The organism is Aeromonas sp. FDAARGOS 1409 (assembly GCF_019048705.1).
GTDB lineage: Bacteria > Pseudomonadota > Gammaproteobacteria > Enterobacterales > Aeromonadaceae > Aeromonas > Aeromonas sanarellii.
Genome location: NZ_CP077395.1, coordinates 3,566,683 through 3,590,038 on the forward strand (window position 1 = coordinate 3,566,683; position 23,356 = coordinate 3,590,038).

Genomic DNA, 23,356 nt, shown 5'->3' on the forward strand with positions numbered 1-23,356 from the left:
TCTTGCCCGCCGGGGGCAAAAATCACACAGATTGGCAGTACGGCGGCAAATAACGGGACAGGATGGCTGCAGGCCTGCTCATATTTCAACCTGCTACGCTCGCAATATTCGAGGTCAGCTGACGTGGCGATATTGTGCCTGCACCCGGACTCTGGATTGCATCCGGTTATTCATCACCTTGATCACGGCAAACCGTGGCAGCGTCTTGCTGGTGGTCAGCACCAGTTCCTCGGTCAGATTCAGACAGACGCTGGCCTGCTCGCCGGCTTCGATGACCATGAATTCCCCCCGGCCATGGGGAGTCTCCATCCACACCAGGGCGCCCATATCCGGAATAAAGTGAGTCTGCTGTTCATGAAAGAACCAGCTTTGTGGCATCAAGGGTTTATAAAAGCGGCTGACGGCGATGGCATTGAGTACCAGCTGAACCTGATGGGGCACACTCCAATCGAGTTCGGCGGCTTTGTCCATCAACTGGTAATAGAGGGCGGCATCGTCCACGCAAAAAGGCTGGGTGGTGAAGGAGCTGGGGACGAGTTGCCGACCTTTATATTCGGTGGCAAATATCATGCGATCGGATAAATCCAGCATCAGACGATCATCCTGAGCGTCATAATGCCACTGCCAATTATCATTGGGTTGGATGCACATGGTGGAGCCCTTATCTAAGCCGTCCCTCGACTTTATTCCATGTCGAGAATTTGAGCAACGTTAAATAAGGGCCGCCGGTTATTTTTTATATATTGGTGACGATCTCTTTCACCAGGCTCGGCCCCTTATAAATAAAGCCGCTGTAAATCTGGACCAGGGTGGCACCCGCCGCCAGTTTCTCCCGGGCCGCCATGGCGCTGTCGATGCCCCCTACCCCTATGATGGGCAGTGCACCATCGAGGGCCTTGGCCAGCTGACGGATCACTTCGGTGCTCTTGTGCTGGAGCGGACGGCCGCTGAGTCCCCCCGCTTCACCGGCATGGGGCATGTCATAAATCATGTCGCGCTCGAGGGTGGTATTGGTGGCGATGACCCCATCGATGCCGTTTTTGATCAGGGAGGCCGCCACCTGGTTAATTTCATCCTGGCTCAAGTCGGGGGCAATTTTAACGGCCAGCGGCACATACTTTTTATATTTTTCCGCCAGCTCCTGTTGGCGCTGTTTCAATGCGGCCAGCAATTCATCCAATGCATCGCCGTATTGCAATTGACGCAGACCCGGGGTGTTTGGCGAGGAGATATTGACCGCAATATAACCGGCATGGTCATACACCTTGTCCATGCAGATCAGGTAATCGTCCTTGCCCTGCTCGATGGGCGTATCCTTGTTCTTACCGATATTGATGCCGATGACGCCCTGATATTTGGCTTCCCGTACCCGGGCGACCAGATGATCGACCCCCTTGTTGTTGAATCCCATCCGGTTGATGATCCCCTCTGCTGGAATAACCCGGAACAGGCGCGGCTTATCATTGCCGCTCTGGGGTCTGGGGGTCACGGTACCGACTTCAATAAAGCCAAATCCCATGGCCCCAAAGGCATCGATGCACTCGCCATCCTTGTCCAGCCCGGCCGCCAGACCGACCGGATTGGCAAAATTAAGCCCCATGCAGGTGACGGGGCGTTGGGGCAGTGAATGGCGGAAGAAACAATCGAGCGGTGTACCGAGAAGGCGGGGCAAATATTTGATGGAGAGATCGTGGGCCTGTTCCGGATTGAGCTTGAACAGGAAATGCCTGGCGAGGGGGTACAGCATGCTTGCTCCTTAAAAAAAGCCCCGGCGACTGGCCGGGGCTTTGATGATGCCAATAAACGTTATATCGAAGTTCGGCAATTCAACTGGAGCAGGTTCAACTCTCGCAAGGCCACGGAGAACTTGGCGAACTCGTGGGTGCTGGTGGTCTTGAAGTCGGCCAACATGTGGGTCCAACGGGACAAGAGCTGCTCATGCTCCGAAATCCAGTCGGCCAGTATGGTAGCGCATTCCCCCTGCTCTTTGCACCCTTCCAGTACCACGGAAGTGAGGCTGCGCTGCTGCCAGTCCAGATCCTCGCGGAAGGAGGCCCGCGCCATCGCCTGCCAGTGGTTGCCCACCGGCTGGTGGTTGATTTGCTCGAGGAACCAGTGCAGATCCAGCTTGGCACCGAGACGGTAGTAGACGTTGGCGGCGCGCAGGATGTCGGTCTTGTGCTCCGCGGCGATCTGCGCCAGATCCAGGCAGGAGAAGAGACTGCTCATGTGCGCCACCTGACGGGCGATGGCCTCCGGCACCTGCTTGGCCATCAGGGCGGCGACCGCCTGTCTGTGCTCGGCCACTTCGCTCTCGTCCATCACCTCGTAGAGGTGCTCCCCCAGGGTCTCGAAGGCCGGACGGAAGAAGGCGATGTTTTCGCCGATGCTCCAGCTGCGGTTGCGGGCACGCAGGAACCAGCGGGTGGCACGGCGCACGATGCGACGGCTGTAGAACATCAGCTCGAGCTGGGTGTTGGCGTCTACCAGGTTGTCACAGGCTTCGATGTCGCGCCACAGGGTGCCGAGGCCAAACACCTCCCGGGCCATGGCGAAGCAGCAGGCCACTTCCGCTACCGAGGCACCGGTCTCGTCCTTCATACGGCTGGCGAAGTTGAGCCCCATGTCGTTGACCAGCATGTTGGCCACCCGGGTCGCGATGATCTCGCCCCGCAGCGGATGCTGGGCCAGTGCCGCCCCAAACTGCTGCTGCAGCTGGGCCGGGAAGCTGGTGACCAGCATGTTGGCGAGGAAGGGCTCCTCGGTCACTTCCGGGCAGTTGAGCTGCTCCTTGAGCACCATCTTGCCGTAGGCCACCAGCACGGCCAGCTCGGGCCGGGTCAGCCCCTGCCCCGCCGCCATCCGCTCGGAGAGCTCCTCGTCGGAGGGCAGGAACTCGAGGGCGCGGTCCAGCTTGCCTTCGCGCTCCAGCCCCTGGATGAAGCGCTGCTGCTCCTTGAGCTGCTCGGCGCCACGGAAGGCGGTGACCGAGATGGACTGGGACTGGCGGTAGGCGTTGGTGATGACGACTTGCGCCACCGCATCCGTCATCTCGTAGAGCATCTGGTTGCGCTGCTTGAGGGTCAGATCGCCGGCTGCCACCAATTGGTTGAGCAGGATCTTGATGTTCACCTCGTTGTCGGAGCAGTCCACCCCGCCCACGTTGTCGGTGAAGTCGGTGTTGATGCGGCCACCCTGGCTCGCGTACTCCACCCGGCCAAGCTGGGTGAAGCCGAGGTTGCCCCCCTCGCCCACGATGCGGGCACGCAGATCGCGGCCGTTGACCCGCAGCACGTCGTTGCTGCGATCCCCGACATCTGCATCGCTCTCGCGAGCGCTCTTCACATAGGTGCCGATGCCGCCGTTCCACAGCAGGTCCACGTTGAGGCAGAGCAGGGCCTTGATCAGCTCGTTCGGGGCCATGCTGGCCTTGTCGGTGCCGAGCAGGGTCTGCATCTCGGGACTCAGCTTGATGGACTTGGCGGAGCGCAGGAAGATGCCGCCCCCTTGCGATATCAGCTCACGGTTGTAGTCATCCCAGCTCGAGCCCGGCAGTTCGAACAGGCGCTGGCGCTCGACGAAGCTTCTGGCCGCATCCGGGGTCGGGTCGACAAAGATGTGCATGTGGTTGAAGGCGCCCACCAGCCGGGTGTGCTCGGAGAGCAGCATGCCGTTGCCGAACACGTCCCCCGCCATGTCGCCGATGCCGACGCAGGTGAAGTCCGTGGTCTGGCAGTTGACGCCGATCTCGCGGAAGTGACGCTTGACCGACTCCCATGCACCGCGTGCGGTGATGCCCATCTTCTTGTGGTCGTAGCCGACCGAGCCGCCGGAGGCGAACGCATCGCCGAGCCAGTGGCCGTATTCCAGGCTGATTTCGTTGGCGATGTCGGAGAAGGTGGCGGTGCCCTTGTCGGCGGCCACCACCAGGTAGTAGTCATCCTCGTCGTGACGCACCACGGATTTCGGCGGGATCACCTCGCCGCCGATGATGTTGTCGGTCACATCGAGCAGGCCGCGGATGAACAGGCGGTAGCAGGCCTTGCCCTCTTCCTGGATGACGGCACGGGGTGCGCCCGCCGGCATCTGCTTGCAGTAGAAGCCGCCCTTGGCGCCGACCGGCACGATGACGGTGTTCTTCACCTGCTGCGCCTTCACCAGACCCAGCACCTCGGTACGGAAGTCCTCCTTGCGATCGGACCAGCGCAGGCCGCCACGGGCCACCTTGCCCCAGCGCAGGTGCACCCCTTCCACCCGCGGGGAATAGACGAAGATCTCGAACTTCGGCAGCGGCAGCGGCATGTCGGTGATGCTGGAAGGCGCCAGCTTGAAGGAGATGTAGGGCTTGATCTTGCCCTCCTTGTCCAGCTGGTAGTAGTTGGTGCGCAGGGTGGCGTCGATCATCTCCACATAACGGCGGATGATGCGATCGTCGTCCAGGTTCGCCACCTGATCGAGCTTGGCGGCGAGCTGCTCGTGCAGCTTGGCCTGTACCTTGGCGTCCTGCTTGCCGGCAGGGTCCAGGCGCTGCTCGAACAGGGTGAACAGCAGCTCGGCGATATCCGGATAACGGGTCAGGGTCTCCTCGATGTAGGACTGGCTGAAGGAGACACCGGTCTGGCGCATGTATTTGGCATAGGCACGCAGCACCGAGACCTGGCGGCCGCTGAGACCGGCCCCCAGCACCAGACGGTTGAAGCCGTCATCTTCCAGTTGCTTGTTCCAGATGGCGGCGAAGGCCTGCTGGAAGCGCTGCTGACTCTGCTCCAGATCGAACGGTTGATCGCCGCGCAGCAGCATGGAGAAGTCCAGGATCCAGAACACCTCGCCGGTAGGGGTGCGCACCTGGTACGGGGTCTCGCCGATGACTCGCAGCCCCATGTTTTCCAGCATGGGCAGGACGTCGGAGAGATGGATGGGTTCGGCGCGGTGGAACAGCTTGAGGCGTACCCGGCGATCGTTCTCCTCCTCCTGGGCGCGATAGAACAACATGCCCAGCGGCTCGGCCTCGCTCAGGCCGTCGAGGGCCATGATGTCGGCGACGGCGGAGCCCGGCAGCACGTCTTCCTTGTAGGCGCGGGGGAAGGCGGTGCTGAAGCGACGGCGCAGCTCGTTGCCGCGGGCCTCGCCATAGTGGGAGAGCAGCACGGAGTCCAGGCGGTCATCCCAGCTGCGGGCGGCTTCGATCAGGTTGTTCTGTACTTCGTTCACATCCACATCCACGTTGTTGTTGTTGACCCGCACTATGTAGTGGGTCCGTGCCAGCACGCCCTCGGTGAAGTAGACGTTGAACTCCACCTCCTCGCTGCTGCCGAAATATTTCTGCAGTATCTGTTGGGTCTTGATGCGCAGCGCCGTGTTGTAGCGCTCCTTGGTGACGTAGACCATGCAGGAGAAGAAACGGCCGTAGACATCCCGGCGCACGAACAGGCGCAGCATGTCGCGCTCCTGCATCTCCAGCACCCCGAGACCGGTGGCCAGCAGCTCCTCTTCCCGGGCCTGGATCAGCTCGTCGCGCGGGTAGGTTTCCAGCACGTTCAGCAGCGCCTTGTAGGCGTGGGAGCCCGTTTCAAAGCCGGAGGCGGCCATGATGCGCTCGAGGCGGTGACTGATGAGGGGGATCTGGGTGGCACTGGTGTTGTAGATAGAGGAGGCATACAGACCGATGAAGCGATCCTCCCCCACCACCTTGCCGTGCTCGTCGAAACGCTTGATGCCGATGTAGTCCACGTAGGCCGGGCGGTGCACCCTGGACTTGCTGTTGGACTTGGTGAGGATCAGCAAGGAGGAGCTCAGGGCCGCGTGGCGGGCGCTGGCCGGCATGGTGCCCAGGCGCTGCCCCTCGTCCTTGATGGAGTTCTTCATCAGGCCCAGGCTGGACTCGGGCCGGGGCAGGATCTCGTGATCCCCCTCCACCGCCTTGACGTCGTAGCGACGATATCCCATCAGGGTGAAGTTGTGGGCGGCGACCCATTTGAGGAAGGCGACGCAGGAGTCCACCTCGGCCTGGCTGACCGGGTGCTTGCGCTTGGGCAGCTCCTCGATGATCTCGTTCAGGCGCGCCAGCATGGGCTGCCAGTCCCCCACCGCCAGGGCCACTTCCCGTGCCACCGAGTTGAGCTCGGCGGTCAGGGCCTCCATCTCCTCCTCCTCGGTCAGGTGATCGATCTCGATGAGGAAGGCGGTCTCCACCGAGGTCTGGGACGCCGTGTTGTCCAGATCCAGGATGGCGCCAATCTTGCCCCCCTCGCTGCGGATCAGGTGCAGCGGCTGGTGCAGCATCATGTGCGCCGTGATGCCGCGACGCTTGAGGGCCATGCGGATGGAGTCAACCAGGAAGGGGGAATCCTGCAGGATGATCTCGACGATGGTATGGGGAGACTGCCATCCGTGGCGAGTCAGCTCGGGGTTGTAGACCCGGATGTAGGGATCGGTGCCGGTGCGCAGGTTGAGCGCATTCCACAGGCTGAGGGCGGCGCCATAGAGATCGCTGTCATTGCGATCGTGCAGATCGGTGCTCGCCATGTTGCCGTAGAACTTGGCGACGAAGCATTCGACCAGGGAAGCGCTGTTTTTGGGCAATTTCTGATGGACCAGGCTGAGAACGTTTTCGAGCAGAACTGAGGTAGGGGCGTCTTTCAATGCCATTGCTAGTTTCCTTATCGGACGACATCACAGACACGGCGACATCCACCCAGGATGCCCACCGGTACAGAGTTGCAGCGAAGTGTAATGGCTTGGATCGAGGAAGGCGAGCAAAGGTGATAACGAGATGTTAAAAACAAGGGGCAGATCACGGCTTGGGTTGTGATAAATTTTGCCAAGTTGGCAAATTTTAGAAAATCACACTGGATGCTGAGGAATTTACCGGATAGATAGTGACTTAAAGCAGATATTTACCCGGAATAATGTTCAACTTTTGTTAATTTATGCGTTCCAGAGAAATGAAGCGATGATCGTCCTGGGTTTTCAGCCGAAAGTAGCCGTATACACCGCTGTCCGACACGAAGCCGCGCAGCTTCTCCAACCCCAGCTCCAGGGTCAGCCCCTGCTCGGTGCGCACCACCAGCCGCCTGACGTGCCCCTGGTACATCAGCATGATCTCGTCGCGCCCGAGGGCCAGCCGAAAGGTGTATTGCCGCATTTTCCCTCCTCCCGGGAATAGTCATGAAAAACGGGCAGGAGAGCCTGGCTCCCCTGCCCGCTGCCGATGGGCTTACTGCGCCAGCGCCTTGCTCACCTTCTCGAACAGATCCCGTGCCAGCCCGTCCAGGTTCGCCAGGCGAGTCAGCTCGGCGCGGACAAGCGCCTTGCGCCCCTCGTCGAGCCGCTTGAACTGGATGAGCGGGGTGATGAGGCGGGACGCCACCTGGGGATTGACCTCGTTGAGCTCGATCAGGAGATCGGTCAGGAAGCGGTAGCCGCTGCCGTCCACGGCGTGGAACTGTACCTGGTTCGTGGCGAAACTGCCGACGAGCGCCCGCAGCCGGTTCGGGTTGCGGATGCTGAAGGTGGGGTGCGCCATCGCCTGCTTCACGTCGCCGAGCACATCGGCGGCGGGCTTGCTGCCCACCAGACGCAGCCAGTTGTCCAGCACCAGGCCGTCGTGGGCCCACTTGCTCTCGAAGTCGGCCATCAGTGCGGCGCGACACGGCAGCAGATGAGCGTTGGCCACCTGCAAGGCCGCCAGGGTGTCGGTCATATTGTCGGCCCCCTGGTACTGCTCGCGCACCAGAGCATCGGCCTGCTCTGGATCCAGGGCCGCCAGATAGCCGAGCACCACGGCCTTGAGGGCACGCCTGGCGGTGTCGGCATGGGTCACCCGATAGCCCGTCAGGCGCTGCCCCTCATAGGTGCTGGCCAGCCGGGCACCGAAGGCCTCGGCCAGTTGGTCATGGATGGCATTGCGCACCCGATGGATGGCGTCTATGTCCGCCACCTCGAACAGCTCGGCCAGGGTCGCCTCCCCCGGCAGCGCCAGGATCTCCGCCTTGAGGGCCGGGTCCAGCGCGGCGTCGTCGAAGATGGCGACGAAGGCACCGAGCAGCGCCCCGGAGAGTTGCACCTCCTGCCCCTGCTGCACCCGGGCCCCCCCGGCGATCACCGCCTTGTTGACCAGCATCTGGGCCGCGTCCCAGCGGGCAAACTCGTTGCGGGCATGGCGCATCAGGAAGGCGAGCGCCTCGTCGCTGTAATCAAAGTGCAGCTTGACCGGCGCCGAGAAGTCCCGCAGCAATGAGGGCACCGGCTTGACCGGTACCCGATCGAACACGAAGGTCTGCTCTTCTTCCAGCACGTTCAGTACATTGCCGATGGCCTTGCCCTGATACTGCAGCGGGATCACGGCCCCTTGCTCATCGTACAGCTCGATATCGAGGGGAATGTGCAGCGGCAGCTTTTGCGGCTGATCCTGGGTCGGCGGGGTGTGCTGACGCACATGGAGGCGGTAGACGCCGCTGGCGGCATCGTACTCGTCGGTCACGGTCAGCTCAGGGGTGCCGGACTGGCTGTACCAGCGGCGGAAGCGGCCGAGATCCACCCCGGAGGCGTCTTCCATCGCCTGCACGAAGTCGTCGCAGGTGGCGGCCGAGCCGTCGTGACGCTCGAAATAGAGCTTCATCCCTGCCTGGAAGGCGGCCTCGCCCAGCAGGGTGTGCAGCATGCGGATCACTTCCGAGCCCTTCTCGTAGACGGTCAGGGTGTAGAAGTTGTTCATCTCGATCACCACATCCGGGCGGATGGGGTGCGCCATGGGGCCCGCGTCTTCGGCAAACTGCGGGCCGCGCACGGTGCGCACGTTGTTGATGCGGTTGACGCCGCGGGAACCCAGATCGGAGGAGAACTCCTGATCCCGGAACACCGTCAGCCCCTCTTTCAGGCTGAGCTGGAACCAGTCGCGACAGGTGACACGGTTGCCGGTCCAGTTGTGGAAGTATTCGTGGGCGATGACCCGCTCGATGCCGTGGTAGTCGGCGTCGGTGGCGGTGGCCGGGTTGGCCAGCACGAACTTGGAGTTGAAGATGTTGAGCCCCTTGTTCTCCATGGCGCCCATGTTGAAGAAGTCCACCGCCACGATCATGTAGATGTCGAGGTCATACTCGAGGCCGAAGCGCTGCTCGTCCCAGCGCATGGACTTGATGAGGCTCTCCATGGCGAAACCGGCGCGGTCCAGGTTGCCCTTGTCCACGAAGATCTCGAGGGCCACCTTGCGACCGCTCCGGGTGACGTAATGGTTGCGCTCCACGTCGAAGTCACCGGCCACCAGGGCAAACAGGTAGCTGGGCTTGGGGAAGGGATCCTGCCACTGCACGAAGTGGCGGCCACCCTCCAGATCGCCGCTCGCCACCTTGTTGCCGTTGGAGAGCAGATAGGGGTACTTGGCCTTGTCGGCGCTGATGCGGGTGCTGTAACGGGCCAGGATGTCCGGCCTGTCCATGTAATAGGTGATGCGACGAAAGCCCTCCGCCTCGCACTGGGTGCAGTAGGCGTCGCCGGACTTGTAGAGCCCCTCCAGCGCCGTGTTGGCGGCGGGATCGATGTCGGTGACCAGGGTCAGCACGCACTCGGCCGGCAGGTTGAACAGGGTCAGACTGCCCTCTCCCTGCTCGTATTGCTGATAGGGCACGCCGTCCACGCTGACGCTGACGAGGGTGAGTCCCTCGCCGTCCAGCACCAGGGGCTCGTTGTGATCGCCGCTGCGACGCAGTCGGGAGATGGCGGTGACCCGGGTCAGGGGCTCCTCCAACTGGAAATCGAGATCGATGCTGTCGCACCAGTAGAGGGGCGCCCGGTAGTCCTGGCGGTATTTGGCCGTCATGGCCTGGGAGTGATCGGTCATTATTGTGTGCTTCCACGCTTTGTTATCGACGTGTCAGAGGCTGTCACAACGGATCGGCAGGGTCAAATAGTTTGCATTCAGGCAAAAGAAAGGGCGACCAACGTCGCCCTTGTAGACTGCGGATACCGCTGCCGAGGATCAGCCCTGCTTGCTGAGGGTCGCCAGATCCGCGGTGATGTTCGCCGCTTCGACCTGATACTCGTCGGGCGCCTCGAAGTCGGTGGGCAGCTCATCCAGGCTCTTCACCGCCGGCTTGCCAAGACGGGCCAGTCGCTCGTTGGCTCGCACCAGCGCCTTCTCGTCCTGCGTGGCCTGCTCGTCCAGCCGCACGGCTTCATTCAGGGAGACCGACTTCTTGTCCTTGTCCACCTGATACTCCTTGATGTCCTGCAGGACGTAGGCGAACTCGGGATCCTTGGCAATCCGCGCCTCGTGGGCCGTCTTCAACCTGGGCAGCAGGCGGGAGAAGTCACCCAACCGCTCGTAGCTGGCCGAGGCGATCTTGTCCCAGGGCAGGGCGTTGAACTCGCGGCTCTCCCCCGTCTCGTCCGGTGCCACCGCCGTGGGGAAGGCGATGTCCGGTGCCACCCCCTTGTTCTGGGTACTGCCGCCGTCGATGCGGTAGAACTTGGCGATGGTGTACTGCACGTGACCGAGCGGCTGCTCGTAGAAGTCGTAGACCTTGGCCAGGCTGCGATGCTGCTGCACCGTGCCCTTGCCGAACGAGTTCTCGCCGAGGATCAGGGCGCGGCCGTAGTCCTGCATGGCGGCGGCGAAGATCTCGGAGGCCGAGGCGCTGTAGCGGTCGATCATCACCGACATGGGGCCGCCGTAATAGACGTTGCCGTCGTCGTCGCCGTTGACGGTGATGCGACCCATGTGATCACGGATCTGTACCACGGGACCGCTCGTGAAGAAGAGACCGCTCAGGGCCGAGGCTTCCGTCAGGGCACCGCCGCCATTGCCGCGCAGATCCACGATGAGACCGTCGATCTTCTGCTTGTTGAGGCTGGAGAGCTCCTTGATCACGTCGTCGTGCAGGTTGACGTAGAAGCTCGGGATCTCGAGCACCCCTATCTTCTTGCCTTCGGCGGTGATCACCTTGGACTTGGCGGCCCTGTCTTCCAGGCGCACCTTGTCGCGGGTCAGCTCCACCAGCTCGGTCTTGGCACTGGCGCCCTTGCCGCGCTGGATCTCCAGCTTCACCTTGCTGCCTTTCGGGCCCTTGATGAGCTCGACCACGTCGTCCAGACGCCAGCCGATCACATCGACGATCTTGCCATCGTCCTGCCCCACCCCGGTGATCTTGTCATCGGGCTTCAGGTGGTTGGACTTGGCTGCCGGGCCGCCGGGCACCAGGGAGCGGATGACGGTGAAGTCATCTTCCGCCTGCAGCACGGCCCCGATCCCTTCCAGCGAGAGGTTCATCTCGGTGTTGAAGCGATCGGCGCTGCGCGGCGACAGGTAGCTGGTATGCGGCTCGATGGCACGGGCGAAGGAGTTCATGAAGAGCTGGAACACGTCCTCGCTCTCGGTCTGGGACATCCGCTTGATGGCGTTGTTGTAACGCTTGCCAAGCAACTCCTTGATCTCGGGCCACTCCTTGCCGCTGAGCTTGAGGCTCAGGGCATCGAACTTGACCCGCTGGCGCCACAGCTCGTCAAGCTCGGCTTCATCCTTGGGCCAGGGGGCCCCTTCCCGATCGAAGACGTAGTCGTCCTGCTGGGTAAAATCGAAGGGAGTGTCGAGCAGTTTGAGGGCGTATTCGAACCGCTCGTAACGCCGCTGCTGACTCAGGTTGAACATCTCGTAGGCTGGCGCCAGCCGCCCTCTCTCGAGGTCGGTGTCAAAGCCGGTACGGTACTTTTCAAAACGGCTGATGTCAGAGGCCAGAAACAGGTTGCGGCTGTAGTCCAGATTCTCCAAGTACTTGTCGAAGACCACGGAGGAAAAGGCATCGTCCAGCTTGAACTGTTTGTAGTGGGAGCGGGTAAACAGATTGGCAATTCGCTTGCTGGCCGTAGCATGTTGGCTCTCCTGAGCCAACACAGGCAAATCACTTTCCTTGAGCACCGGCTCGATGGCCTGTGCGAGCCCGGCAAGCGCCAGGCTACAGGCAACGAGGGAAAAACGAATCACGCCATGCTTCAACATTCGTCTCCTTAGAGAACCAGATGCTCGAACTTGACCCGCAACATCATGCCGGTCTGCAATTGAACCTGTACGTCATCCTTGGTCACTTCCTTGATGGTGGCAGGCACGGGAGACTTGCCGAGCACGACGCGCACACCCTGTTCCACTTTCAGGGTCGCGGCATCCACCTTGACCAGAGGGGCTTCGTCGGCAACGGGAGCCGCCTTGGGCGCCACTTTCGGCTTGCCGGATTTGGCAGCGGCCTCAGCCTTGCGCGGAGCGGGACGACGAGGCTGCTTGGGCTTGTCTTCCTTCTCTTTGGTGTTGGTGCGGCGGCTGGCAAAGACACGCTCCTTGCTCTCCTTGAGGGCCTGCTTGGCGTGTTCGATGTGCTCTTCGGTCAGCAGTTCACCCGGGTTGCCGTCCAGATCGACACGGGCCTGGCCAGCCTTGAGGCCATGCAGGTAACGCCAGCTGGAGGTGTATTGACGCAGAGCAGAGCGCAGCATGGTCTTGGAGACTCTCTCGTCGTCGGCAAGACGCGCAGCCAGATCCTGGAAGATGCCAATCTTGAGCGGCTTGGCCTCTCCTTCGGCGATGAAGCAGGCCGGGAATTTCTCGACCAGGTAGGCGACGATCTCTTTACTGTTCTTCAGCTTTTCAGTGTTTTCCATGTATAACCTTGGCTTTCATATAGACGCACGGGGCAGCCCCGAACACAACAAAGGCCCCATTATAGAGAGCTTGGGACCTTTTGCGAACCATCTAGCAATGACTTAGAGCATGCTTTCCAAAATTTGCACCGTTTCTTCGAGGCCGATGCGGTCCTGCTCGTCGAAACGGTTAAAGATTGGGCTATCGATATCCAGCACCCCGATGATCTCGCCTGCGCGGCGAAGGGGGATCACGATCTCCGAGTTGCTGGCACCGTCACAGGCGATGTGACCCGCAAACTGGTGCACGTCGTCCACCAGTTGGGTCCTGCCCTCGGCGACCGCGGTGCCACAGACGCCACGCCCGACCGGAATGCGCACGCAGGCGGGCTTGCCCTGGAAGGGCCCCAGCACCAGGGTCTCCCCCTGCAGCAGGTAGAAGCCGACCCAGTTGATGTCGGTCAGCTCCTGGTTGAGCAGGGCGGAGAGGTTCGCCAGGGTGGCGATCAGATCGGGCTCCCCCTCCAGCAATGCCTGGGCCTGCTGGTTGAGGGTGCGATAAAATGCTTGTTTTTCAGTCATGATTAAATGAGCTTCACTCCTTGATAGTGAATGCAAGGTACCGTCCTGCCTGAAAAATTCAAATCAATTTTCACTTCTCCCCCCTCCCGGGGCACCTTAGGTTCTCTCCGGTCAGCGGGCGACGGAGAGCGCCAGCTGCTGGCGCTGGCCATTGCTCCACTCGATATTGAGCAACCAGTCCATGGTCTCCGTGGTGCAGCTCCCCACCTGGGTCGTTCCCTGCCAGCCCCCGTTGCCGGCCTCAAATTGCACCGGGATCCGTCCCATGAACATCTCCTTTCCCTCCAGCCAGGATGTGACCGGTGTGATGGCCGGATGACCTCCCTGAAGGCGCAAGACAAAGTCATGTTCAGGACGGATCGGCAGGCCGTCGACGCTGACCGTCAGGGGCGCATCGCCGACAAGCAGGGTGCAGGGGCTGTGGGACAGATCACAAATCTGATCATTTGTTTCCTCCGATTTCACGCTTTGGGGGCCCGAAAACCAGGTCCGATAAGCTATCAGGGAGAGCAAAATGGCCAGCACCAAGGTCAAGTGCCCGATTTTGCGTGAAGTGAGTCTCTCTTTCATGAAAAAACAGCCCTGTAAGGTACTTTGAAAATGCGATTTTCGTGATCTGGCGCAAGGTAAAAACTGGCGGACACCAGACCCGCTGGAGCCAAATATATCACTGTTTGTACTGTTATTTTACTGGTCACTTCAGTATCATTCTCAATGAATTTTCATTTAACCACCTTTTGCTTTTCCTTTTATTAACAGATGTTAACGAGAGGATTTTGCAAAACAGGGGTGAAAATGGCCCAGCACACCGGGCACGACAAACAACAGCATCGGAAGCGGAATACAACGATGAGCCATACAACAAACCACCCTGAGTACAACTACACCGTTGTGCGCCAGTTCACCGTCATGACGATCGTCTGGGGAATTGTCGGTATGTCGGTGGGTGTACTGATTGCAGCCCAGTTGATCTGGCCTGCCCTCAACTTCGATACCCCCTGGCTGACCTACAGCCGCCTGCGTCCCCTGCACACCAACGCGGTCATCTTCGCGTTCGGCGTGAGCGCGCTGATGGCCACCTCCTTCTACGTGGTGCAGCGCACCTGCCAGACCCGACTGTTCGGTGGCCCGCTCGCCTCCTTCGTGTTCTGGGGCTGGCAGGCGATCATCCTCTCGGCCGCCATCTCCCTCCCGCTCGGGTACACCACCTCCAAGGAGTACGCCGAACTGGAGTGGCCCATCGACATCGCCATCGCCGTGGTCTGGGTCAGCTACGCCATCGTCTTCTTTGGCACCCTGGCCAAGCGCACCACCTCCCACATCTATGTGGCGAACTGGTTCTTCGGTGCCTTCATCATCACGGTGGCCGTGCTGCACATCGTCAACAACATGGAAGTGCCGCTGTCCGGCATGAAGTCCTACTCCATGTACTCCGGCGCCATGGATGCCATGGTGCAGTGGTGGTATGGCCACAACGCGGTGGGCTTCCTGCTGACCGCAGGCTTCCTTGGGATGATGTACTACTTCGTGCCCAAGCAGGCGGGCCGCCCTGTCTACTCCTACCGCCTCTCCATCGTGCACTTCTGGGCGCTGATCTCCCTCTATATCTGGGCCGGTCCGCACCACCTGCACTACACCGCCCTGCCCGACTGGGCCCAGTCGCTGGGCATGGTGATGTCCCTCATCCTGTTCGTCCCCTCCTGGGGCGGCATGATCAACGGCATCATGACCCTGTCGGGTGCCTGGCACAAGCTGCGCTATGACCCCATACTGCGCTTCCTGATCGTGTCCCTGTCCTTCTACGGCATGTCCACCTTCGAAGGCCCCATGATGGCGATCAAGACGGTCAACGCCCTCTCCCACTACACCGACTGGACCATAGGTCACGTTCACTCCGGTGCCCTGGGCTGGGTTGCCATGGTGTCCATCGGCGCCGTGTATCACCTGATCCCGAACCTGTTCGGCCAGGGCCGCATGTACAGCATCAAGCTCATCAACGTCCACTTCTGGCTGGCGACCGTGGGCACAGTGCTCTACATCGTCGCCATGTGGATTTCCGGGGTGATGCAGGGTCTGATGTGGCGTGCGGTCAACGACGACGGCACCCTGACCTACAGCTTCGTGGAGGCATTGCAGGCCTCTTATCCCTTCTACTTCGTGCGCTTCCTGGGTGGCTGCTTCTTCGTCACCGGCATGCTGCTGATGGCCTACAACGCCTATCGCACCGTCACTGCGCCCAAGGGTTCCCTGGAACCCGTCGCACAGCCAGCCTGATTTGAAGGGGTCTAACGCATGAGCAACAACAACCGTCACGAAATTTTTGAAAAGAGCGTTCCCATGCTGGTGGTCGGCATCATCTTTGCCATCAGCCTGGGGGGCCTGGTCGAGATCACCCCGCTGTTCTTCCAGAAGCAGACCACTGAGCCGGTGGAGGGCCTCAAGCCCTACACCGCCCTGCAGATGGAAGGGCGCGACATCTTCATCCGCGAAGGGTGCAACGTCTGCCACAGCCAGATGATCCGCCCGTTCCGCGCCGAAACCGAGCGCTACGGCCACTACTCGGTCGCCGGCGAGAGCGTGTGGGAGCACCCCTTCCTGTGGGGCTCCAAGCGTACCGGTCCGGATCTGGCCCGGGTCGGCGGCCGCTACTCCGATGACTGGCACCGTGCCCACCTCATCAACCCGCGCGACGTGGTGCCCGAGTCCAACATGCCTGCCTTCCCCTGGCTCGAGACCAACGTCCTGAGCGGCGAGCTGACCGGCAAGAAGCTGGCCCTGTTCCGGGATCACTTCGGCGTGCCCTACACGGATGCCGATATCCAGGGCGCGGGCGACGCGGTCAAGGGCAAGACGGAGCTGGATGCCCTGGTGGCCTATCTGCAATCACTGGGTCATGCCCTGAAATAAGGAGTCGAAATATGGATTACGGCACCTTCCGCGGCCTGTACACCCTGCTGTTGATGGCCATCATGATCGGCATCATCGTCTGGGCCTACAGCAAGCGCCGCAAGGCCTCCTTCGACGAGGCCGCCAACCTGGTCTTTGCCGACGACGAGCAACCCAGTGCTGATAACAAGAACGCAGGAGCGAAGCAATAATGAGCACTCTGTTTAGCATTTTTGTGACCGTCATCAGTCTTGGCACCATTCTCGGCTGCTTCCTGCTGCTGGCCTGGTGCATGAGAGACAAGATGGGAACCGAAGAGGGCAAGTCCATGGGCCACGCCTTCGACGGCATCGAGGAGATCAACAACCCGTTGCCGAAGTGGTGGTCCTACATGTTCCTCTTCTTCATCGTCACCGGGCTCATCTACCTGCTCGCCTTCCCGGGCCTTGGCAACTTCAAGGGTCTGCTGGGCTGGCAGAGCTCCAACCAGGACGTTCGCTCGCTGGCCGAGTCCAAGGCTGCAGCCGAGTCTGCCAAGGCCGAAGGGCGCGCGGTGGAGTACGACCGTGAGCTTGCCAAGGCCGACGAGGTCTATGGCGCCAAGTTCCGCGAGCTGACCTATCAGGCGGACGGCAAGAACTACAAGGAGATCACCGAGATCGCCAAGGATCCTGAAGCCCTGAAGGTGGGTCAGCGCCTGTTCCTGCAGAACTGCTCCCAGTGCCACGGCTCCGATGCCCGCGGTGGTCGCGGCTTCCCGAACCTGACCGACAGCGAATGGCAGTGGGGTGGCCAGCCCGACCAGATCAAGACCACCATCATGGGCGGTCGTCAGGGGGTCATGGCCGCCTGGGGCGAGATCCTGGGTCAGGACGGGGTGAAGGAGGTGGCCTCCTACGTGCTGAGCCTCTCCGGCCGCAAGGTGGATCTGGTGGAAGCCAAGAAGGGTGAGGCGCGCTTCGCCATGTGCGCCGCCTGCCACGGCCCGGATGCCAAGGGCGGCATCGCCTTCGGGGCGCCGGATCTTACCAACAACACCTGGCTTTACGGCGGCTCCCGTCAGGTGGTCGAGCAGACCATCACCCACGGGCGTCACGGCGTGATGCCAGCCTGGAAGGATATACTGGGTGAAGACAAGGTCCACCTGCTGGCATCCTATGTCTATAGTTTGTCCCACCAGGCGCAGTAACATAAGCAGTAACATGTGATAAGCACGTGATTACTCAGCAAAAAGCCTCGACTCTTCGAGGCTTTTTGTTATCTTGTGTTGGCTGAAAAGCCTCCATTTTGTTAATCATAGGTTTCGGTAACACCATGTCCCAACCCTGGTATCGCCAATTCTGGCCCTGGTTCATCATCGCCCTCCCCTGCGCCGCCGTCATCGGCAGCATCGCCACCGCCATCATCGCCAGCCAGGACGGTGTCAACCTGGTGGCGGAGGACTATTACAAGCAGGGCAAGGAGATCAACCAGGATCTCAGCAAGTTCGATCGCGCCGAGGCCCTCGGCATCCGCATCGCCCTCTCGGTCAGCGACAAGGAGCTGACCCTGAAACCCCTGTCGGGAGACATTCCCCCCGGCCAGGCGCTGCGCCTCTCCCTGTTTCATCCGACCCTGGCGGGCCTGGACAGCGAACACCTGCTGACGGCCGACGGCAACGGCGTCTATCGCCTGCTGCTGGAGAAACCCGTCACCGGCAAATGGCATGTCCGGGTCGACGCCTTCAATCATGAATGGCGCCTGCAGGAGACGACACAACTGCCGACCCGGGCCCCCGTCGAACTCGATCCCAAGGGACGTTGAACCATGGAGGAGCAGCAGCCGTCTCCCGGCATGCGCGCCTCCTCCCTTATCTTGCCCACGAGGGCTGCTGCAAAGAGGGATCATGCCCATGACCGGCTGTTTTCACTGTGGTGAACCGGTTCCCACTGACAGTCACTTTACCCTAGAGATCAAAGGCATAGTCCAGCCCATGTGCTGCCCCGGTTGCCAGGCCGTGGCGCAGACCATTCTCGAGTGCGGCCTCGCCAGTTACTACGAACACCGCACCGCACCGGGCAGCAAGGGGGAGCTGGTGCCGAGCGAGCTGGCCGCCCTCACCCATTATGATCTTGCCGAGGTGCAACAGGAGTTCGTCACCGAGACGGGCACGGGGAGCCAGCGAATGCGGGAGATCCAGCTCACCGTGGAGGGGCTGACCTGCGCCGCCTGCGCCTGGCTTATCGAGCGCCACTTGAGCAAGCTCTCTGGCCTGCACTATGTCAACGTCAACACCACCACCCACCGCGCCCGCATCAAGTGGGATCCGGAGAGGCTTAGCTTGAGCGACATCCTCAAGGGCTTCGCCAAGATAGGTTACCGCGCCTACCCCTTCCAGACCCACAGCCAGGAGGCGCTCTACGCCCGCGAGGTGCGCAGCTACATGTTCCGCATGGCGCTGGCTGGCCTCGGCTCCATGCAGGTGATGATGTGCGCCGTGGCGCTCTACATGGACCTCTTCATCAGCGTGGAGGAGGAGTTCATGATCTACTTCAAGTGGATAAGCCTGCTGCTCTCCACCCCCATCATGATCTACTCGGCCCAGCCCTTCTACCTGGGGGCCTGGCGCAGCCTGAAGCAGGGCCACCTCTCCATGAACGTCTCGGTGTCGCTGGCCCTCATCGGAGCCTTCGTCGCCTCCCTCTGGGCCACCGTCTCCAACACCGGCGAGGTCTATTACGACTCCATCACCATGTTCGTCTTCTTCCTGCTGCTGGGGCGCCTGCTCGAGCTGAGAGCCAGGCGCAAGGCGTCGGAGTCCAGCTCCAACCTGGCGCGCCTGGTCCCCGTCATGGCCACCCGGATCGACGACGATGGCGAGCGCGAGGTGGCGGCCAAGACGCTGCGGATCGGAGACAGGGTCCGGGTGCTGGCCGGTGCCACCCTGCCCGCCGACGGCCTCATTCTCCAGGGTCAGGCCAGCCTCAACGAAGCCATGCTGACCGGCGAGCAGTTGCCGCTGCTCAAGCAGGCGGGGGATCCCGTCTACGCCGGCACCATCAACACGGACGCGCCGCTGGAGATCCGGGTCAGCCACCCCATCGAGGAGTCGCGCCTCGCCCAGATCATGCGCCTGCAGGATCACGCGCTGGACGACAAGCCCGCCATCGCCCAGCTGGCGGACGTGCTATCCCGCCACTTTATCCTGGTACTGCTGGTGATTGCCGCCTTGGTCTGGACCTTCTGGCACTTCCACGCCCCCGAGCGCGCCTTCTGGGTCACTCTGGCGGTGCTGGTGGCGACCTGCCCCTGCGCCCTGTCGCTGGCCACCCCGACCGCGCTCACCTCGGCCACCGCCCATCTCACCCGCAGCGGCATCTTGCTGCGCCGCGGCCATGTGCTGGACATCTTGACCAAGGCCAACCGGGTGGTGATGGACAAGACGGGCACCCTGACCACGGGCAACATCAGCCTGGTGCAGACTCGGACGCTGGCCGAGCTCGACGAGGCACAGTGTCTGGCCATAGCCCAGGCCCTGGAGGCCTACTCCGAACACCCCATCGCCCGCGCGTTTCGCAGCCAGCCCGTGGTGGACGGGGTGATGCTGGCTGCAAGCGACGTCACTCCCGTCATCGGTCACGGCATAGAGGGCAAGATAGCGGGCAAGCCTTATCGCCTCGGCAGCGCCCGCTGGCTCGGGCTGGCTGATGACGAGGATGCCGCACAAGGGTTGGCCATCTACCTGGCCGACGAGCACGGGCCCTTGGCCCGCTTTGTGCTCGCGGATACCTTGCGTCCGGATGCCAGGGCGCTGATCCAGGCCTTCCAGGCCGCCGGTCTCCAGACCACCATACTCACCGGTGACGGCTCGGCCCAGAGCGACAGGCTGGCCCGGGAGCTGGGAGTCGACGAGCTGGTCAAGGGGGTCACCCCGGATGGCAAGCTGGCGTACCTCAAGGCCCGGGAGGCGGCCGGGGATATCAGCATCATGGTGGGGGACGGCATCAACGATGCCCCTGTGCTGGCCGGTGCCCACGCCTCCTTCGCCATGGCGGGGGGCACGGATCTGGCAAAGAACAGCGCCGACGCCATCCTGCTGGCGGACGATCTCTCCCGCCTGCTGGCCGCCCGCACCCTGGCGCTGCGCACCCGCAAGATCATCAAGGAGAACTTCGCCTGGTCCATCGGTTACAACCTGCTGGTACTACCGCTGGCGGCGAGCGGCTGGCTGCCCCCCTATCTCGCGGCGGCGGGCATGTCCTTAAGCTCCCTCATCGTGGTCACCAACTCCATGCGGCTCAATCGCTGATCCCGGCCATGGATTGAACGGCCTGCCTGCGTGGCGGGCCACATTTCTCGCCGATGGCGGCTGGCTCTGGGCCCGAACGGGGTTAACATGAGCCGAGTCGTCAAAGCGACTCCTTCACTAAGGTAGAGATCATGAACATCATCTTCGTCCTCATCCCCATTGCCATCCTGTTCGTCATCATCGCAGGCGTGGTCTTCTTCTGGGCCATCCGCTCCGAGCAGTTCGAGGATCTCGACAGGCAGGGCTCCAACATCCTGTTTGACGAGGAGCAGCCGGCCCCCCGGGAGAAGACGCCAGAGGAGGAGGGCAAGCATCATGACCGCCAGCCTTGACCTGATGGGGGCCCTGCTGGGCGGACTGGCGGGATCCGGTCACTGCATCGGCATGTGCGGCGGCGTCTCGGCCGCGCTCTCCATGGCCATTCCCGCCCGGAAGCAGCACTTCTGGGGCCGGCTCGGCTATCTGCTCAACTACAACCTCGGCCGGATCCTGAGTTACGTGATCGCCGGCGCCCTGGTGGGCGGTCTGCTGGCCACCACCAGCGAGCTGGGGGCGGGCAGGCACGCCCTGGCAGGGCTGCGTCTCATTGCGGCCCTGCTGATGATAGCGCTCGGCCTCTATCTGGCCGGCTGGTGGCAGGGTGTGCTGCTGCTGGAGCGCATGGGCGCCAGACTATGGCCCCATATCAAGCCGTTGGCGGGCAAGTTCATCCCCTTCACATCGGCCTGGCAGGCCCTTCCCTTTGGCATGGTATGGGGCTGGCTGCCCTGCGGCCTGGTCTACTCCATGCTGACCTGGAGTGCTGCCGCAGGCTCGGCCGGTGGCGGGGCACTCATTATGCTCTTTTTCGGCCTCGGCACCCTGCCAACCCTGTTTGCCCTGGGGGGGCTTGCTGATCGGCTGCGATACTGGCTGACCCTGCGCAGCCTGCGCCTGGGCGGCGCCTTACTGCTCATGGCATACGGACTTCATACCCTCTGGATCGGGCTGGCGTCCTTTTGAAACCCTATCCAAAACGGATGAGATGGTGGTAAACTTGTTTGATATAAATCAATTATTCATTTGAGCCTATGATCCCGGACAAGAAACCTGGCAGACGTATTCAGAGCGGTGGCTGTGCAATTCATTGCCAGGATTGCAGCATCAGCCAGCTCTGCATCCCCTTCACCCTGAACGACAACGAGCTCGATCAGCTGGACAGCATCATCGAGCGCAAGAAGCCGATCCAGAAGGGTGAAGAGTTGTTCAAGGCCGGTGACGAGCTCAAATCGCTCTACGCCATCCGTTCCGGGACCATCAAGTCATACACCATCACCGAGCAGGGTGACGAGCAGATCACCGCCTTCCACCTGGCCGGCGATCTGGTCGGTTTCGACGCCATCCACAAGCAGGCACACCCCTCCTTCGCCCAGGCACTGGAAACCGCCATGGTGTGCGAAATCCCGTTCGACGTGCTCGACGATCTCTCCGGTAAGATGCCCAAGCTGCGCCAGCAGATCATGCGCCTGATGAGCAACGAGATCATGGGGGATCAGGAGATGATCCTGCTGCTCTCCAAGAAGAACGCCGAGGAGCGCCTCGCCGCCTTCCTGCACAACCTGTCGGTGCGCTTCTCCGAGCGCGGCTTCTCCGCCAAGGAGTTCCGCCTCTCCATGACCCGGGGCGACATCGGCAACTACCTCGGCCTCACCGTCGAGACCATCAGCCGTCTGCTCGGCCGCTTCCAGAAGTCAGGGCTCATCAGCGTCAAGGGCAAGTACATTACCGTGCTGGATCACGTGGCCCTCGGCGTCATGGCCGGCGCTACCCGTCCCCCCTGCGGCTGATTTCCCCCCGCCCATCCCATTCTCAGCCGGATCTGTTCACCCTGAAATTTGATCCGGCACACCTTCCCGCCTCCCCCCTTGGACTAAGCTGTAATGGCTAAAGAGTTGCCATCATTGGCCTTTTTGCCAAGGAGGAGAACATGGTCAAGTACCGAAACATTCTGGTGGTGATCAACCCGGAAGAAGAGCGCCAGATCGCCCTCGAACGCGCGGTCAAGGTCGCCGAGCTGGAGCAGGGCGCCCAGCTGACCCTGCTCCTGACGATTTACGACTTCTCGTATGAAATGACCGCCATGCTGTCGGCGGACGAGCGGGAAGAGATGCGCCATGGCGTCATCGCCCAACGTCGGGAGTGGCTCGACGAGATCCTCCAGCCTTACCGAGACAGGGGGGTGGAGTGCGAGGTGAAGGTGCTGTGGCACAATCGTCCCTTCGAGTGCGTCATTCAGGAGGTGCTGGAGCAGCGCCACGATCTGGTGGTCAAGGCGACCCACAAGCACTCCTTCCTGCAAACCTTCATCTTCACCCCGACCGACTGGCACCTGCTTCGCAAGTGTCCCTGTCCTGTCCTGCTGGTGAAGGAGGGTCACTGGCAACGGGGCGGCAGCCTCATCGCCGCCATCAACTGCTCGAGCGACGACAAGGAGCAGAAGGTCCTCAATGATCGCATCACCCGCGAGGGGATCGCCATCGCCGAGCTGCTCGGCGCCAACCTCTATCTGGTCAACACCTACCCGGGCACCCCGGTCAACGTGGCCATAGAACTGCCCGAGTTCGATCCCAACGCCTACAACGACGCCATTCGCAAGCATCACGAAGACCTGCTGAGGGAGCATGCCGATCAGTTCGGCATCAACCACATGTGGACCAAGGTGGCGGAGGGTCTGCCGGAAGAGGTGCTGCCAGACATGGCGGACGAGCTCAAGGCCACCCTGATGATCATGGGCTGCGTCGGTCGCACCGGGCTCTCCGCCGCCCTGCTCGGCAACACGGCGGAGCACGTGGTGGACAGGCTCAACTGCGACATCCTCATCCTCAAACCCGACGATTACAGCTGCCCGGTGGATGACAGGCGGCATACCGCATAAGCGTTTCTTGCCCTCCCCCGGGACATGGCTATAATAAGCCGCTTATTTTTGTCCCGGGTTTG

General features: G+C 61.7%; 19 protein-coding genes. 10 read left to right on the top strand and 9 right to left on the bottom strand.

Annotation, left to right across the window (positions count from 1 at the left end; genetic code table 11):
* Positions 1-114 precede the first annotated feature (114 nt).
* The 9 genes from I6L39_RS16675 to I6L39_RS16715 form a co-directional block, all read right to left on the bottom strand.
* Positions 115-651, bottom strand: a complete 537-nt coding sequence (locus I6L39_RS16675) for a cell division protein ZapC (RefSeq protein WP_042076249.1) — start codon at positions 649-651, stop codon at positions 115-117.
* A gap of 85 nt (positions 652-736) precedes the next feature.
* Positions 737-1,747, bottom strand: coding sequence for a quinone-dependent dihydroorotate dehydrogenase (pyrD, locus tag I6L39_RS16680; RefSeq protein WP_042076248.1), 1,011 nt, complete (start codon positions 1,745-1,747; stop codon positions 737-739).
* A gap of 59 nt (positions 1,748-1,806) precedes the next feature.
* Positions 1,807-6,648 (bottom strand): NAD-glutamate dehydrogenase, encoded by a 4,842-nt coding sequence (locus I6L39_RS16685; protein ID WP_042076247.1) that lies wholly within the window; start codon positions 6,646-6,648, stop codon positions 1,807-1,809.
* A 274-nt stretch (positions 6,649-6,922) separates the two neighbouring features.
* Entirely contained in the window at positions 6,923-7,144 is a 222-nt protein-coding gene (locus tag I6L39_RS16690) for a DUF2835 family protein (RefSeq protein ID WP_042076245.1), read from the bottom strand.
* A gap of 72 nt (positions 7,145-7,216) precedes the next feature.
* Positions 7,217-9,838, bottom strand: a complete 2,622-nt coding sequence (gene pepN / locus I6L39_RS16695) for an aminopeptidase N (protein ID WP_216990282.1) — start codon at positions 9,836-9,838, stop codon at positions 7,217-7,219.
* Between the two features lie 138 nt (positions 9,839-9,976).
* Complete coding sequence (prc, locus tag I6L39_RS16700) at positions 9,977-11,992, bottom strand: carboxy terminal-processing peptidase (RefSeq protein WP_042076241.1); 2,016 nt, start codon at positions 11,990-11,992, stop codon at positions 9,977-9,979.
* Between the two features lie 8 nt (positions 11,993-12,000).
* The gene (gene proQ / locus I6L39_RS16705; protein ID WP_042076240.1) at positions 12,001-12,645 is read right to left on the bottom strand and encodes an RNA chaperone ProQ; all 645 of its coding nucleotides are present in this window, start codon (positions 12,643-12,645) and stop codon (positions 12,001-12,003) included.
* Positions 12,646-12,747: 102 nt separating this feature from the next.
* Positions 12,748-13,206, bottom strand: coding sequence for a GAF domain-containing protein (locus tag I6L39_RS16710; RefSeq protein ID WP_042076238.1), 459 nt, complete (start codon positions 13,204-13,206; stop codon positions 12,748-12,750).
* Positions 13,207-13,317: 111 nt separating this feature from the next.
* On the bottom strand, positions 13,318-13,776 hold the full coding sequence (locus tag I6L39_RS16715) for a hypothetical protein (RefSeq protein ID WP_216990283.1): 459 nt from the start codon (positions 13,774-13,776) through the stop codon (positions 13,318-13,320).
* A 279-nt stretch (positions 13,777-14,055) separates the two neighbouring features.
* Between I6L39_RS16715 and ccoN the strand changes: the two genes are divergently transcribed.
* The 10 genes from ccoN (at position 14,056) to uspE (ending at position 23,294) form a co-directional block, all read left to right on the top strand.
* Positions 14,056-15,480 (top strand): cytochrome-c oxidase, cbb3-type subunit I, encoded by a 1,425-nt coding sequence (ccoN, locus tag I6L39_RS16720; RefSeq protein ID WP_042076236.1) that lies wholly within the window; start codon positions 14,056-14,058, stop codon positions 15,478-15,480.
* Between the two features lie 18 nt (positions 15,481-15,498).
* Positions 15,499-16,113: a cytochrome-c oxidase, cbb3-type subunit II gene (gene ccoO / locus I6L39_RS16725; protein ID WP_042076233.1), complete on the top strand. Its 615-nt coding sequence runs from the start codon at positions 15,499-15,501 to the stop codon at positions 16,111-16,113.
* 11 nt (positions 16,114-16,124) lie between these two features.
* A complete protein-coding gene (locus I6L39_RS16730) occupies positions 16,125-16,304 on the top strand; it encodes a CcoQ/FixQ family Cbb3-type cytochrome c oxidase assembly chaperone (protein ID WP_042076232.1) in 180 nt (59 codons plus the stop codon).
* On the top strand, positions 16,304-17,281 hold the full coding sequence (gene ccoP, locus I6L39_RS16735; RefSeq protein ID WP_216990284.1) for a cytochrome-c oxidase, cbb3-type subunit III: 978 nt from the start codon (positions 16,304-16,306) through the stop codon (positions 17,279-17,281). The genes I6L39_RS16730 and ccoP overlap by 1 nt, the downstream gene beginning before the upstream one ends.
* A gap of 125 nt (positions 17,282-17,406) precedes the next feature.
* Positions 17,407-17,895 (top strand): FixH family protein, encoded by a 489-nt coding sequence (locus I6L39_RS16740; RefSeq protein WP_042076229.1) that lies wholly within the window; start codon positions 17,407-17,409, stop codon positions 17,893-17,895.
* 88 nt (positions 17,896-17,983) lie between these two features.
* Positions 17,984-20,380: a heavy metal translocating P-type ATPase gene (locus tag I6L39_RS16745; RefSeq protein WP_216990285.1), complete on the top strand. Its 2,397-nt coding sequence runs from the start codon at positions 17,984-17,986 to the stop codon at positions 20,378-20,380.
* 131 nt (positions 20,381-20,511) lie between these two features.
* Positions 20,512-20,712 carry a cbb3-type cytochrome oxidase assembly protein CcoS gene (ccoS, locus tag I6L39_RS16750; protein WP_216990286.1) on the top strand — a complete coding sequence of 67 codons (201 nt, stop codon included), beginning with the start codon at positions 20,512-20,514 and terminating at the stop codon, positions 20,710-20,712.
* Entirely contained in the window at positions 20,696-21,382 is a 687-nt protein-coding gene (locus I6L39_RS16755; RefSeq protein ID WP_216990287.1) for a sulfite exporter TauE/SafE family protein, read from the top strand. Before ccoS ends, I6L39_RS16755 begins: the two co-directional genes overlap by 17 nt.
* 68 nt (positions 21,383-21,450) lie before the next feature.
* Complete coding sequence (locus I6L39_RS16760) at positions 21,451-22,206, top strand: FNR family transcription factor (RefSeq protein WP_042076225.1); 756 nt, start codon at positions 21,451-21,453, stop codon at positions 22,204-22,206.
* 140 nt (positions 22,207-22,346) lie between these two features.
* Positions 22,347-23,294 (top strand): universal stress protein UspE, encoded by a 948-nt coding sequence (uspE, locus tag I6L39_RS16765; protein WP_209792386.1) that lies wholly within the window; start codon positions 22,347-22,349, stop codon positions 23,292-23,294.
* Positions 23,295-23,356 lie beyond the last annotated feature (62 nt).

What these genes read in the sequence shown, in the direction of transcription:
- I6L39_RS16740 (WP_042076229.1), top strand. Translation starts at nt 17,407, where the DNA reads ATGTCCCAACCCTGGTATCGCCAATTCTGGCCCTGGTTCATCATCGCC.
- ccoO (WP_042076233.1), top strand. Translation starts at nt 15,499, where the DNA reads ATGAGCAACAACAACCGTCACGAAATTTTTGAAAAGAGCGTTCCCATG.
- ccoS (WP_216990286.1), top strand. Translation starts at nt 20,512, where the DNA reads ATGAACATCATCTTCGTCCTCATCCCCATTGCCATCCTGTTCGTCATC.
- I6L39_RS16690 (WP_042076245.1), bottom strand. Translation starts at nt 7,144, where the DNA reads ATGCGGCAATACACCTTTCGGCTGGCCCTCGGGCGCGACGAGATCATG.
- I6L39_RS16675 (WP_042076249.1), bottom strand. Translation starts at nt 651, where the DNA reads ATGTGCATCCAACCCAATGATAATTGGCAGTGGCATTATGACGCTCAG.
- pepN (WP_216990282.1), bottom strand. Translation starts at nt 9,838, where the DNA reads ATGACCGATCACTCCCAGGCCATGACGGCCAAATACCGCCAGGACTAC.
- ccoP (WP_216990284.1), top strand. Translation starts at nt 16,304, where the DNA reads ATGAGCACTCTGTTTAGCATTTTTGTGACCGTCATCAGTCTTGGCACC.
- ccoN (WP_042076236.1), top strand. Translation starts at nt 14,056, where the DNA reads ATGAGCCATACAACAAACCACCCTGAGTACAACTACACCGTTGTGCGC.
- uspE (WP_209792386.1), top strand. Translation starts at nt 22,347, where the DNA reads ATGGTCAAGTACCGAAACATTCTGGTGGTGATCAACCCGGAAGAAGAG.
- I6L39_RS16710 (WP_042076238.1), bottom strand. Translation starts at nt 13,206, where the DNA reads ATGACTGAAAAACAAGCATTTTATCGCACCCTCAACCAGCAGGCCCAG.
- I6L39_RS16760 (WP_042076225.1), top strand. Translation starts at nt 21,451, where the DNA reads ATGATCCCGGACAAGAAACCTGGCAGACGTATTCAGAGCGGTGGCTGT.
- proQ (WP_042076240.1), bottom strand. Translation starts at nt 12,645, where the DNA reads ATGGAAAACACTGAAAAGCTGAAGAACAGTAAAGAGATCGTCGCCTAC.
- I6L39_RS16730 (WP_042076232.1), top strand. Translation starts at nt 16,125, where the DNA reads ATGGATTACGGCACCTTCCGCGGCCTGTACACCCTGCTGTTGATGGCC.
- I6L39_RS16755 (WP_216990287.1), top strand. Translation starts at nt 20,696, where the DNA reads ATGACCGCCAGCCTTGACCTGATGGGGGCCCTGCTGGGCGGACTGGCG.
- prc (WP_042076241.1), bottom strand. Translation starts at nt 11,992, where the DNA reads ATGTTGAAGCATGGCGTGATTCGTTTTTCCCTCGTTGCCTGTAGCCTG.
- I6L39_RS16745 (WP_216990285.1), top strand. Translation starts at nt 17,984, where the DNA reads ATGACCGGCTGTTTTCACTGTGGTGAACCGGTTCCCACTGACAGTCAC.
- pyrD (WP_042076248.1), bottom strand. Translation starts at nt 1,747, where the DNA reads ATGCTGTACCCCCTCGCCAGGCATTTCCTGTTCAAGCTCAATCCGGAA.
- I6L39_RS16685 (WP_042076247.1), bottom strand. Translation starts at nt 6,648, where the DNA reads ATGGCATTGAAAGACGCCCCTACCTCAGTTCTGCTCGAAAACGTTCTC.
- I6L39_RS16715 (WP_216990283.1), bottom strand. Translation starts at nt 13,776, where the DNA reads ATGAAAGAGAGACTCACTTCACGCAAAATCGGGCACTTGACCTTGGTG.